This is a genomic window from Variovorax sp. GW821-FHT09D05, assembly GCF_059416325.1.
Genome location: NZ_JBWKOZ010000008.1, coordinates 212,853 through 225,395 on the forward strand (window position 1 = coordinate 212,853; position 12,543 = coordinate 225,395).

General features: G+C 68.1%; 9 protein-coding genes. 6 read left to right on the forward strand and 3 right to left on the reverse strand.

Annotation, left to right across the window (positions count from 1 at the left end):
* Nucleotides 1–4: 4 nt before the first annotated feature.
* The 6 genes from AC07O3_RS22555 to AC07O3_RS22580 all read left to right on the forward strand — a co-directional run bounded on the left by AC07O3_RS22555 (nucleotide 5) and on the right by AC07O3_RS22580 (nucleotide 8,548).
* Nucleotides 5–250, forward strand: a complete 246-nt coding sequence (locus tag AC07O3_RS22555) for a hypothetical protein (protein ID WP_093057533.1) — start codon at nucleotides 5–7, stop codon at nucleotides 248–250.
* A gap of 19 nt (nucleotides 251–269) precedes the next feature.
* A complete protein-coding gene (locus AC07O3_RS22560; protein WP_093079735.1) occupies nucleotides 270–857 on the forward strand; it encodes a GNAT family N-acetyltransferase in 588 nt (195 codons plus the stop codon).
* A 16-nt stretch (nucleotides 858–873) separates the two neighbouring features.
* Nucleotides 874–2,061, forward strand: coding sequence for a vWA domain-containing protein (locus tag AC07O3_RS22565; protein WP_093057530.1), 1,188 nt, complete (start codon nucleotides 874–876; stop codon nucleotides 2,059–2,061).
* 62 nt (nucleotides 2,062–2,123) lie between these two features.
* Nucleotides 2,124–4,064 (forward strand): autotransporter assembly complex protein TamA, encoded by a 1,941-nt coding sequence (locus tag AC07O3_RS22570; protein ID WP_495340382.1) that lies wholly within the window; start codon nucleotides 2,124–2,126, stop codon nucleotides 4,062–4,064.
* A 9-nt stretch (nucleotides 4,065–4,073) separates the two neighbouring features.
* Nucleotides 4,074–8,135 carry a translocation/assembly module TamB domain-containing protein gene (locus AC07O3_RS22575; RefSeq protein WP_495340383.1) on the forward strand — a complete coding sequence of 1,354 codons (4,062 nt, stop codon included), beginning with the start codon at nucleotides 4,074–4,076 and terminating at the stop codon, nucleotides 8,133–8,135.
* A 95-nt stretch (nucleotides 8,136–8,230) separates the two neighbouring features.
* Nucleotides 8,231–8,548: a hypothetical protein gene (locus AC07O3_RS22580; RefSeq protein WP_307617011.1), complete on the forward strand. Its 318-nt coding sequence runs from the start codon at nucleotides 8,231–8,233 to the stop codon at nucleotides 8,546–8,548.
* Here AC07O3_RS22580 and AC07O3_RS22585 read toward each other — a convergent pair.
* The 3 genes from AC07O3_RS22585 to fdhF are packed head-to-tail and all read right to left on the reverse strand — an operon-like array spanning nucleotide 8,490 to nucleotide 12,518.
* Complete coding sequence (locus AC07O3_RS22585; RefSeq protein WP_093057526.1) at nucleotides 8,490–8,741, reverse strand: formate dehydrogenase subunit delta; 252 nt, start codon at nucleotides 8,739–8,741, stop codon at nucleotides 8,490–8,492. The genes AC07O3_RS22580 and AC07O3_RS22585 overlap by 59 nt on opposite strands.
* Before the next feature lie 38 nt (nucleotides 8,742–8,779).
* Nucleotides 8,780–9,631: a formate dehydrogenase accessory sulfurtransferase FdhD gene (gene fdhD, locus AC07O3_RS22590; RefSeq protein ID WP_495340384.1), complete on the reverse strand. Its 852-nt coding sequence runs from the start codon at nucleotides 9,629–9,631 to the stop codon at nucleotides 8,780–8,782.
* Between the two features lie 13 nt (nucleotides 9,632–9,644).
* Nucleotides 9,645–12,518 (reverse strand): formate dehydrogenase subunit alpha, encoded by a 2,874-nt coding sequence (gene fdhF / locus AC07O3_RS22595; protein ID WP_093079747.1) that lies wholly within the window; start codon nucleotides 12,516–12,518, stop codon nucleotides 9,645–9,647.
* Nucleotides 12,519–12,543: the final 25 nt, after the last annotated feature.

Below are 12,543 nucleotides of genomic sequence, written 5' to 3' on the forward strand. Positions count from 1 at the left end.
GTCCATGAGCCAGACGCCGCATCCCACGGGGCAGCTGATGAAGCTGGGCATTGCCCAGGCAGTGCTGTTCGTGCTGGGTGCGCTGCTCGGCCGCGGGCTGGGGCTGCTGCTGGGCCTCGATGCCTTCGGCGCCGCCGGCTACGGCAACAAGGAAATCTTCGGGATCCTGCTGATCGGCCTGGGCGGCGGTGGCGGGGTGCAACTGGCGCGCGCCTGGTACGTGCGCAAGTATGGCGATCCCAAAGGCTGAAAACACAAGAGAGTCTGAAATGGCGTTCGTCGAACCCGTCACGCTGAAGGCCCGCGGCATCGCGCTGGTGCCACTGTCGCTGGCTCATGAAGAAGGCCTGCGCGCCGCAGCCGCCGACGGCGAGTTGTGGAAGCTGCGCGTCACCTCGGTGCCCGAGCCGCAGGACACGCGCGCCTACATCGAGACCGCGCTGAAGACCGCCGACCGCTTCGCCTTCGCAGTGACCGACGAGGCTACCGGCACGGTGCTCGGCAGCACCAGCTTCCACGACATCCTGCCGGGCGTGAAGCGCGTGGAGATCGGCTACACGTGGTACGCCGCGCGCTGCCAGCGCACGCACGTCAACACCACCTGCAAGCTGCTGATGCTCACGCATGCCTTCGACGCACTCGGCTGCAACACCGTGGGCTGGCGCACCGACAACTTCAACTTCGCCTCGCAGCGCGCCATCGAGCGCCTGGGCGCGAAGAAAGACGGCGTGATCCGCGGCCACGTGATGCGCCGCGACGGCACCATCCGCGACACCGTCATGTACAGCCTGCGCGCGGGCGAATGGCCCGAAGTGAAGGCCCAGCTGCTGTACCTGCTCGACAAGCCGCGCGGCTGAAACACAAGGAGCGCCCATGCTCATCGACTTCTTCTACACCCTGCGCTCGGCCAAGCTGCCGGTGTCGGTCAAGGAATACCTCACGCTGCTCGAGGCCCTGCAGGCCGACGTGGTGGGGCCCAACTCCGACGGTGCCTACGGCATCGACGACTTCTACTACCTCTCGCGCACCGCGCTCGTGAAGGACGAGAAGCACTACGACAAGTTCGACCGCGCCTTCGCCGCCTACTTCAAGGGCGTGGAGATGCTGACCGACTTCACGAAGGAAGTGCCGCTCGACTGGCTCAAGAAAACGCTCGAACGTGAGTTCACCGCCGAGGAAAAAGCCAAGATCGAAAAGATGGGCTGGGACGAGCTCATGGAAACGCTCAAGAAGCGCTTCGAGGAGCAGAAGGAACGCCACGAGGGCGGCAGCAAGTGGATCGGCACCGGCGGCACCTCGCCCTTCGGCAACGGCGGCTACAACCCGCAGGGCATCCGCATCGGCGGCGCGGGCAAGAACAAGAGCGCAGTGAAGGTGTGGGACCAGCGCGCCTACAAGGACTACGACGACACGCAGGAGCTTGGCACGCGCAACATCAAGGTTGCGCTGCGCCGGCTGCGCAAGTTCGCGCGCGAAGGCCACGACGAAGAGCTGGACCTCGACGACACCATCCACTCGACCGCGGCCAATGCCGGCTACCTCGACATCAAGATGCGGCCCGAGCGCCACAACAACGTCAAGGTGCTGCTGCTGATGGACGTGGGCGGCACGATGGACGAGCACATCCAGCGCGTGGAAGAGCTGTTCTCGGCCGTGAAGACCGAGTTCAAGCACCTCGAATTCTTCTACTTCCACAACTGCGTGTACGACTTCATGTGGAAGAACAACAAGCGCCGCTTCTCCGAGAAGTTCGCGACCTGGGACATCCTGCGCAAGTACAACAAGGACTACAAGCTCATCTTCGTCGGCGACGCCACGATGAGCCCTTACGAGATATTGCAGCCCGGCGGCAGCGTCGAATACAACAACGAAGAGGCCGGCGCCGAGTGGATCCAGCGCCTGACGCACACCTTTCCGAAGTTCGCGTGGATCAACCCTGAGCCCCAAGGCGTATGGCAGTACCGCCAGAGCATCGCGGTGATGCAGCAGCTCATGTCGAACCGCATGTACCCCCTGACCCTGCGAGGCCTCGAAGACGCGATGCGCATGCTGTCCAAGTAGGACGAAGCCATCTGTATCCGGACGCTTCAGGAACCGGCGAATCTTGCTGTCAGAATCCGCCCATGGTCAGGGTGGTTTCAGTTTCTTCGCCGGCATGGTGGCCGGCTTTGCTTTTTTCCGGCGTCCTGCTCTTGCAAGGCTGCAGCCTGCTGCCGAAGAAAGAGGCGCCCGAAGACAACAAGCCCGCGGCCGGCCTCGTGCGCAGCGGTGCCGCCGACAGCACTGCCGCCACTGACGACGGCAAGGACGACGACAAGAAAAAAACCGACAAGCGCGACGCCTTCACCGTCGACGTGCGCGGCCCCGAGGCCGTGCGCGACTACCTCAAGCTGCACCTCGAGATCCAGCGCTACCGCGAGCTCGACGACCTCGGCGCCACCGAAATCTCCCGCCTCATGGTGGCCGCCGAAGCCAATGCACGCGAGCTGCTCGGCACCATGGGCTACTTCTCGCCCACGCTGACGCTCGAACTCAACGAGACACCCGAAAGCACCAAGGCCCCGCGCAAAATCGTCATCACCGTCTCGCCCGGCGAGAGCACCAAGGTGAGCAACGTGCAGATCAGCTACGGCGGCCCGATCGCAAACGACGCAACCGCCGAGGCGCAGCGCGATTCGATCCGCACCAACTGGGCCCTGCGCGCCGGCCAACCCTTCACCCAGCAGGCCTGGGACGATGCGAAGACCACCGCGCTGCGCAGCCTGACGGCCAAGCGCTTTCCCACCGGCAGCATCGAGGTCAGCCGCGCCGAAGTCGATGCCGACCGCAGCGAGGCCCGCCTCAGCGTCACCTACCAGTCGGGCCCGGCCTACAAGTTCGGCCCGCTGATGCTGCACGGCATCCAGCGCTACGACCCCGACGGCGCACGCCGCATCGCCCGCCTGCCCAGCGGCACCGACTACGACCAGCAGAAGCTGCTCGATGCCCAGCAGCGCCTGGCCAGCAGCGGCTACTACGACTCGGTGTTCCTCACGCTCGACACCGAGAGCGGCAACCCGCTGGCCGCGCCGGTGATCGCGCAGCTGCGCGAGGCGCCGCTGCAGAAGGTGGTGATGGGCGTGGGCTTCACCACCGACAACGGCCCGCGCCTGTCGATCGACCACATCCACAACCAGATTCCGCTGCTGGGCTGGCGCTCCGTCTCGCGGCTGTCGGTCGATCGCGACATCAAGTCGCTCGGCACCGAGTGGAAAGCGATTCCCGACGACCGCGGCTGGCAATGGTTCTCGGGCGCCGAACTGAAGAGCGAGCAATCGGGCAGCTACGTGGTCGACAGCGGACGCCTGCGAGGCGGGCGCAGCAAGTCGGGCGACCACATCGACCGCAGCTACTTCCTGCAGTACGACTATGCGCAGAACCGCGGCATCAACGCACCGCCCTCGGCCTCTGCCGTGACGGCCAACTGGGGCTGGACCGGCCGCTATTTCGACGACAACGCGTCGCCCTCGCGCGGCTTCGGTCTCGCACTCGAAGTGGCCGCGGGCTACACGCTTACCGGCGAGCAGACGCCCTTCACGCGCACCTACGCACGCTGGCTCGGCGTGCTGCCGCTGGGCGCGGCGGACGACAAGGAAGCGCGCGCGCGCCGCAGCCGCCTGCAGCTGCGCGTGGAGGCCGGCGCGGTCTCGGCAAAAGACAGCGCGCAGATCCCGTCCACGCTGATGTTCCTGACCGGCGGCGACACCACCGTGCGCGGCTACAGCTACAAGCAGATCGGCACCGTGCGCGCCGACGGCCAGACCGTTGCGGGCCGCTACCTCGGCGTGGCCAGCGTGGAGTGGCAGCGCCCCTTCGTCTACAACGGCAAGCTCACCGAATGGGAGAGCGTGGTGTTCGCCGATGCCGGCGCCGTGGCCGACAAACCCGGCGAGCTCAAGCCCAAGGTGGGCGTGGGCGTGGGCGCGCGCTGGCGCAGCCCCGTGGGGCCGGTGCAGGCCGACCTGGCCTACGGCGTGGACTCGAAGAAATTCCGCCTGCACTTCCGCCTCGGCTTCACCTTCTGATTTTTTTCGATGCAGACCGACGCAGACCCCACGCCAACGCCCCTCGCCCCCCGCCGCTCGCGCGCGCGCCGGGCAATGCGCGCCCTGGCCTGGACCGTGGCCGGCCTGCTGCTCGCCGTGGTGCTGCTGGTCGCGGGCGCGTGGTGGTGGCTGGGCTCGAACACCTCGCTCGCCTTCGCGATCGCGCAGGCGGCGCAGCGGCTGCCGGCCGGGCAGACGCTCGAAAGCCGCGACGTGAGCGGCTCGCTGCGCACCGGCGGCCACATCGGCTGGCTCAAGTACCAGAGCGAAAGCATCGCCGTCGAAGTGAACGAGGCCACCATCGGCTGGCAGCTCGCGCCGCTGCTGCAACGCAAGGTGCAGCTGGGCGAGGTGCACGCGAAGCAGGTGCTCATCGAAAAGCGCGGCCCGCCCAGCGACAAGCCCACCGAGCCGCTCGCACAGCTCGCGCTGCCGATCGAGATCGAGCTGCCCTTCCGCATCGACGAAGTGCGCTGGGCCGGCCCGCCCGCGCTGCAGGCACTCAACCTCTCGGGCAGCTACAGCTACAAGGCCGCCGAGCACGTGCTGGAGGTCAAGGGCGTGGACATCGCTGACGGCCACTACAGCACCCGCGTGAAGCTGCAAGGCCCCGCGCCCATGGCGATTGATGCATCGCTCGACGGCCGCGTGAAGGCGCCGCTGGCCGAGGACCACAACATCGACGTGCTGGCCACCGCCACCGTGAAGGGCACGCTCGCCGGCACGGCTGCGCGGCTGCAGGTAGCGGCCGAATTGAAGCCGGCCGAAGAGAACGCCGATGCGCCGATGGAAGCCAGCCTGCAGGCACAGATCGCGCCCTGGCTGCCCCAGCCGGTGATCGACGCGAAGGCCGACCTGCGCAACGTCGATGCGTCGAGCCTGTGGCCCGGCGCACCCCAGACGCAGCTCACCGGCACGGTCGAACTGCAGCCCGACGCCGACACCGGCCCCGCCGCATGGAAGGCCTCGGCCGACATCCGCAATGCCGTGCCCGGCCCGTGGGACAAAGAGAAACTGCCGCTCGAACAGGTGCAGGCCAAGGTCGGCTTCGATGGCACGAGCTGGAGCGTTCCCGAGGCCACCGTGCGCGCGGGCGGCGGACGCATCGACGCGGCCGGCAAGTGGAGCCCCGCGCCGTCGCCGTGGCAGGCGCAGGCCACCGTGCGCGGCGTGCGGCCCGGCGCGCTGTACACCGAACTCTCGGGCGCGCCCGTCAGCGGGCAGCTCAAGGCCGAGCAGAAGGAAAGCACCATCACCTTCGACGCCGCCTTGCGCGCAGAGGGTGGCGCCGGCAGCAAGGCCCTGCCCGGCTTCGCGCTCGACCGCGCGCTGGCCCAGGGACAGTGGAAAGACCAGGTGCTCGACCTGCGCACGCTGCGCATCGAAGCCCAGCGCGCCAGCATCGACGGCCGCCTGCAGGTGCGCGTGGCCGAGCAAGCCGCCAGCGGCAAGCTCAACCTAGTGCTGCCGGGCGGCAGCGCGCAGGTCGATGGCCGCATTGCGCCGTCTGCGGGTGGTGGCGACATCAAGGTAAGCATCGACGATGCCGACACCGTGCAGCGCTGGGTGAAAAGCCTGCCCGGGCTGTCCGGCGTATTCGCGAACACCAGCGCAAAGGGCTCGGCGAAGCTCGACGCCAGCTGGCAAGGCGGCTGGCAGACCATCCAGCGCCGGCTGCAGAACGCCAACGCGCCCGCGCAGCGCGGCGCCGAGCCCAGCCTCAAGGCCGTGCTCGGCGTGCCACGGCTCGACCTGAGCCTGCCCTCGGCCACACCTGGCGGTACGGCAACCGCCGTGCAACTGCGCGACCTGCGCGCCGATCTCGAAGGCAGCCTCGCACAGGCCTCGCTCACGCTGAAGGGCGAAGCCGCCACCGGCACGCAGAGGTTCAACATCGACACACGCGCCAGCGGCGGCATCGCCGGCGCTGGCCAATGGCGCGCAGCGCTGGCCAGCCTGAAGCTGCAGGCACAGGACAGCGCCCGCCCCGGCGACCCGTGGGTGCTGGAGCTGAGCCGCGAAGTCACCGCAACCATCCGCACCACCAGCGGCAATGCACCCCGCCTCGACGTCGAAGCATCCGCCGCCGCGGCCACCTTGCGCGGCCCGGTGCCCGGCACCGTGCGCATCGACTGGCAGCCGCTGCGCTTCAGCCAGAGCGGCGCGGCGCCCAACCGCGTGTTCCGCGTGCAGTCCAAGGGCCAGCTGCAGGGCCTGCCGATGGCCTGGGCCGGCGCGTTCGGCGCCAATACCACGCTGGGCGAATACGGCATCAGCGGCGACTTGATGTTCAACGGCGACTGGGACATCGACGCCGGCGACACGCTGCGCGCCAAGGCCCACATCGGGCGCCAGAGCGGCGACATCCGCGTGCAGGCCGGCGAGGCCGCGCTCGTCACGCGCATCACCAGCACCGGAACGGGCACTGCGAGCGAACGCACGATGAACTCCTCCTCCGGGAACGGCGACGCGCCCAGCACGCCGGCCGGCCTGCGCCAGGCCGAACTGCGGCTCGATGCCGAAGGCGACGCGGTGCACGCTGTGCTCGCGTGGGACAGCGAACGCGCCGGCAAGATCGACGCCGACATCAACACCCGCGTGCAGCAGCGCGCCGGCGGCTGGCAGTGGGCGCCCGACGCACCGCTGGGCGGCACCATCAAGGCCGCGCTGCCGAACCTCGGCGTGTGGTCGATGCTCGCGCCGCCGGGCTGGCGCATTGCCGGCACGCTCGACGCCGGGGCCACGCTGTCGGGCAACCGCGCCGTGCCGCGCTGGAACGGCACGCTGGGCGCCGACAAGCTCGCGCTGCGCGCACCGGTCGAAGGGCTGGACCTGCGCGATGGCCGCCTGCGCGCCACGCTCAGCGGCGAGCGCATCGAGATCACCGAATTCACGCTCAAGGGCGGCACTGGCAGCTCCACGCGCATCGCCGGCCAGAGCGGCAACCGCAGCACCTCGGCCAGCGAGGCCCGCAGCGACGGCGGCACGCTCTCGGCCAGCGGCGACCTGAGCTGGGGCCCCGCCAGCGGCACGGCCTCGGGCATCCGCATGGCCCTGCAGGGCCAGTTGCGCGCGCTGCGCGTGCTGGTGCGCACCGACCGGCAGGTCACGCTCTCGGGCGATGTGCAGGCCCGGCTCGACAACGGCCAGTTCAACGTGCGCGGCAAGCTCAAGACCGACCGCGCCGTCATCATCCTGCCCGACGAGACCGCGCCCAGCCTGGGCAGCGACGTCGTCGTGCGCTCCGCCGCCAAGGACCGCGAGGCCACCGAGACGGCGCAGCGCGAATCCGCCCAGGCCGACGCGCAGGCCGCCAAGCCGCAGACCGCCAAGCCGCCGGACATCGTCATCAACTTCGACCTTGGCGACGACTTCGCGGTGCAGGGCCGCGGCATCACCACGCGGCTCGAAGGCGACCTGGAGATCCGCAGCACGAGGCTGAATGCCCCGCCGCGCATCACCGGCGAGGTGAAGACCGTGAAAGGCCAGTACCGCGCCTACGGCCAGCAGCTCGACGTGGAAACCGGCGTGGCGCGTTTCAACGGGCCGTTCGACAACCCGGCGCTGGACGTCCTGGCGATCCGCCCGAACCTGTCGCAGCGCGCGGGCGTGCAGATCACCGGCACCGCGCAATCGCCGCGCGTAAAGCTCTATTCGGAGCCCGCGCTGTCCGATGCCGAAACGCTGTCATGGGTGATCCTGGGCCGCGCTTCGGCCACCAGCGGCGGCGAGTCTGCGCTGCTGCAGCAGGCCGCGCTGTCGCTGCTCGGCAAGATCGGCGGCAGTGGCAGCGGCGGCAGCCTGGCCAGCCGTTTCGGGCTGGACGAACTCGGCTTCAAGGGGCCGGGCAGCGGCGGCGACCTGCGCGAGTCGGCGGTCACGCTGGGCAAGCGGCTGTCGAAAGATTTCTACCTCACCTACGAACGCAGCCTGGGCGGCACCTTCGGCACGATCTTCATCTTCTACGACCTGACGACGCGGCTCACGCTGCGCGGGCAGGCGGGGCAGACGAGCGGGCTCGACCTGATCTACACCGTGAAGTACGACTGAGCGCGGGTTGTCCCGCAGTAGCCGGACTTCGGCCTTGACCCGCGTCTTGCGCGCGTGATAAGAACCGTCTTCGCCTTCACCGAGGAGCGACGACGATGAAAAAAGATGGAGACAAGGGCGAGGGCCTTCAGAGCTTTGCGCAAGGCCCTCGGACATATGCCCCACCGGGGCTCTCGCGCATCGCGTTCATGCGCGGCACGCTGCGCGGCGTGATCACGCTGATCGCCGTCATCGCGGCGGTGGCTTCCATACCGTACTGGGACGAGATGCAGTTCCCGGTCACCAGCCTCGTGATCTACGTCGCGGGCATGGTGTTCGTCGCGATGCCGCTGTGCCTCTACTACGAGTCGCTGCTCATGGCGCAGCAGGCAGCAGCGTCGCCCGATGGCCGCGAATCGCTGATGCCACGATAGGCATCAGCAGCGGTGTCTTGCCGGCGTCGAAGTCGCGTATCAGCTGGATGCGCATGCTCGGCGCCCAGAACGACTTCAGGTGCCCGGCAATCGCCTGCGTGGCAGCGCCGGCATCGCTCGGCGATTGCGCCTGGAAGAAGGTGCCGATCTGATTGGCCATCTTGACCAGCTGTGCCGAATGATCGTGCTCCATGGGGCCTTCGAGAAATTGAGTTTTTTGTTGATGAAGCGTCAGCGCACGCGTTGCGGGTCCGCCGTGCGCAGCCGCTGCGGATGGCTGTAGACGCCCAGGTCCTGCTGCCGCACGAAGCCCACCAGCGTGAGGCCCGCGCGCTGCGCCGTGGCCACTGCGAACGAGGTCGGCGCCGACACCGCGGCGAGCAGCGGCGCGCCGGCCATCGCGGCCTTCTGCACCATCTCGAAACTCGCGCGGCTGGTCACTGCGATGAAGCCGGTGGAAGCATCGACGTCGTTGGCCGCGAGCGCGCCCACCAGCTTGTCGAGCGCGTTGTGGCGGCCCACGTCCTCGCGCAGCCACATCACTTCGCCTTCCGCCGAGCACCAGGCGGCCGCGTGCACGGCACCGGTAGCCTCTTGCAGCGTCTGCTGCGATGGCAGCTGCGACATCGCACGGCCAATGGCCTCGCGGTCGAACTGCGCGGCGCCCTCGCTGCTCAGCACGGGCAGTTCGCGCGACACCTGCGTCAGGCTTTCGGTGCCGCACAGGCCGCAACCGGTGCGCCCGGCCATCGAGCGGCGGCGCAGCTTCAGGCGCGCAAAGGCCGCGCTCGACACCTGCAGATGCACCGTGACGCCGAGCGCCGACGGCTCGGCTTCCGCCGAATAAAGCTCGTGCGCCGCTTCGAGGATGCCCTCGCTGAGCGAGAAGCCGAGCGCGAAGTCTTCCAGGTCGAGCGGCGTCGCGAGCATCACCGCATGCGAGATGCCGTTGTATTCGAGCGCCACGGGCACTTCCTCGGCCACCCAGTCCTGCACATCGAACGGCCGGCCGCTGCGCACTCCGCGCACGGGCAGCAGCTGCGCGCCTTCGCAGAACTGAACGGCGTCAGTGACCAGGTTCATGCGGCGAGCATCCTCACTTGGCCGGTACCGTCTCGCCGCTTTGCTGCGCCGATGCGGCGGCAAGCAAGTCCTGCTGCGTCTGGTTGAAGCGGCTGTACTCCTGCTGCCAGGCCGAAGGCTGCATCACCGGCATCACCTGCACGGCTGTGACCTTGTATTCGGGGCAGTTGGTGGCCCAGTCGGAGTTGTCGGTGGTGATGACGTTGGCGCCCGACTCGGGAAAGTGGAAGGTGGTGTACACCACGCCCGGCTGCATGCGCTCTGACACCGTGGCGCGCAGCACCGTCTCGCCCGCGCGGCTCTGGATGCCCACCCAGTCGCCGTCGCTCACGCCGCGTTCCTCGGCATCGTGCGGATGGATCTCCAGCCGGTCTTCGCTGTGCCACTGGTTGTTGTCGGTGCGGCGCGTCTGCGCGCCCACGTTGTACTGCGAGAGGATGCGCCCGGTGGTCAGCAGCAGCGGGAACTTGCGCGTGACCTTCTCGTCAGTCGCCACGTACTGCGTGACGATGAACTTGCCCTTGCCGCGCACGAAGTGGTCGATGTGCATCGTGGGCGTGCCGTCGGGCGCCTCGTCGTTGCAGGGCCACTGGATGCTGCCGAGCTCGTCGATGCGCTTGTAGCTCACGCCGTGGAAGGTCGGCGTCAGCGCGGCGATCTCGTCCATGATCTCTTCGGGGCTCTTGTAGTCCATCGGATAGCCGAGGGCCTGCGCCAGCTTCACGGTCACCTCCCAGTCGGCATAGCCGGCCTTGGGCGGCATCACCTTGCGAACGCGCGAGATGCGGCGCTCGGCATTGGTGAAGGTGCCGTCCTTCTCGAGGAACGAGGAGCCCGGCAGGAACACGTGCGCGTACTTGGCGGTTTCGTTGAGGAACATGTCCTGCACCACCACGCACTCCATGCCCATCATCGCGGCCGCCACGTGCTGCGTGTTCGGGTCGGACTGCACGATGTCCTCGCCTTCGCAGTACAGGCCCTTGAAGCTGCCGCCGATGGCAGCGTCGAACATGTTGGGAATGCGCAGGCCCGGCTCGGGGTTGATCTGCACGCCCCAGGCGGCTTCGAACGAGGCGCGCGTGGTGCTGTCCGACACATGGCGGTAGCCCGGCAGCTCGTGCGGGAACGAACCCATGTCGCAGGCACCCTGCACGTTGTTCTGGCCGCGCAGCGGGTTGACGCCCACGCCTTCGCGCCCGACGTTGCCGGTGACCATCGCGAGGTTGGCGATGCCCATCACCGTGGTCGAGCCCTGGCTGTGCTCGGTCACGCCCAGGCCGTAGTAGATGGCGCCGTTGCCTGCCGTGGCGAACAGACGCGCGGCGGCGCGCAGCTCGGCCGCCGGCACGCCGGTCGCCTTTTCAGTGGCTTCGGGCGATTGCTCGGGCTGCTCGACGTACGACTTCCACTCCTTGAACGAAGCCGTATCGCAGCGCTCGGCCACGAAGTCGTCGGCCATAAGCCCTTCGGTGACGATGACGTGCGCCAGCGCCGTCACCACGGCCACGTTGGTGCCGGGCTTGAGCTGCAGGTGGTGCGAAGCCTTGACGTGAGGTGACTTCACGATGTCGATGCGGCGCGGATCGACCACGATCAGCTTCGCGCCCTGGCGCAGCCGCTTCTTCATGCGCGATGCGAACACCGGGTGCCCGTCGGTCGGGTTGGCGCCGATCACCATGATGACGTCGGCCTTGTCGACCGAGGCAAAGGTCTGCGTGCCGGCCGATTCGCCCAGCGTCTGCTTCAGGCCGTAGCCCGTGGGCGAGTGGCACACGCGTGCACAGGTGTCGACGTTGTTGTTGCCGAAGGCGGCACGCACCAGCTTCTGGACCAGGTAGGTTTCCTCGTTGGTGCAGCGCGACGAGGTGATGCCGCCGATGGAGTCCTTGCCGTACTTGGCCTGCAGGCGCTTGAACTCGCCCGCGGCGTAGTTGAGCGCGGTGTCCCAGCTCACTTCCTGCCACGGGTCGGTGATGTTCTTGCGGATCATCGGCTTGAGCATGCGGTCCTGGTGCGTCGCATAGCCCCAGGCGAAGCGGCCCTTGACGCAGGAGTGGCCTTCGTTGGCCTTGCCGTCTTTCCACGGCACCATGCGCACGACCTCGTTGCCCTTCATCTCGGCCTTGAAGGCGCAGCCCACGCCGCAGTAGGCGCAGGTGGTGATCACGCTGTGCTCGGGCTGGCCGAGCCAGATCACCGACTTTTCCTGCAGGGTGGCGGTGGGGCAGGCTTCGACGCAGGCACCGCAGCTCACGCACTCCGAATCCATGAAGGCTTCGTCCTGGCCCGGCGACACGCGCGACTCGAAGCCGCGGCCGCTGATGGTCAGCGCGAAGGTGCCCTGCGTTTCCTCGCAGGCGCGCACGCAGCGGTTGCACACGATGCACTTCGACGGGTCGTAGCTGAAGTACGGGTTCGACTCGTCCTTCTCGCTCTTCAGGTGATTGGCGCCGTCGAAGCCGTAACGCACGTTGCGCAGGCCGGTGACGCCCGCCATGTCCTGCAGCTCGCAGTTGCCGTTGGCCGAGCAGGTGAGGCAGTCCAGCGGATGGTCGGAGATGTAGAGCTCCATCACGCCCTTGCGCAGGTCCTGCAGCTTGGGTGTCTGGGTGCGCACCTTCATGCCGGCTTCGGCAGGCGTGGTGCAAGAGGCCGGAAAGCCTTTGCGGCCCTCGATCTCGACCAGGCACAGCCGGCACGAGCCGAAGGGCTCCAGGCTGTCGGTAGCGCAGAGCTTGGGCACCTGGATGCCCGCATCCACAGCCGCGCGCATCAGCGAAGTGCCCGCGGGCACCGTCACTTCGTTGCCGTCGATCTCCAGCGTCACCTCGCGCGTGGATTCGCGCTTGGGGGTGCCGTAATCGGTTTCCTTGAGATGGTCCAACATGTCTTTCTTACTCCTGCTGCTGCGC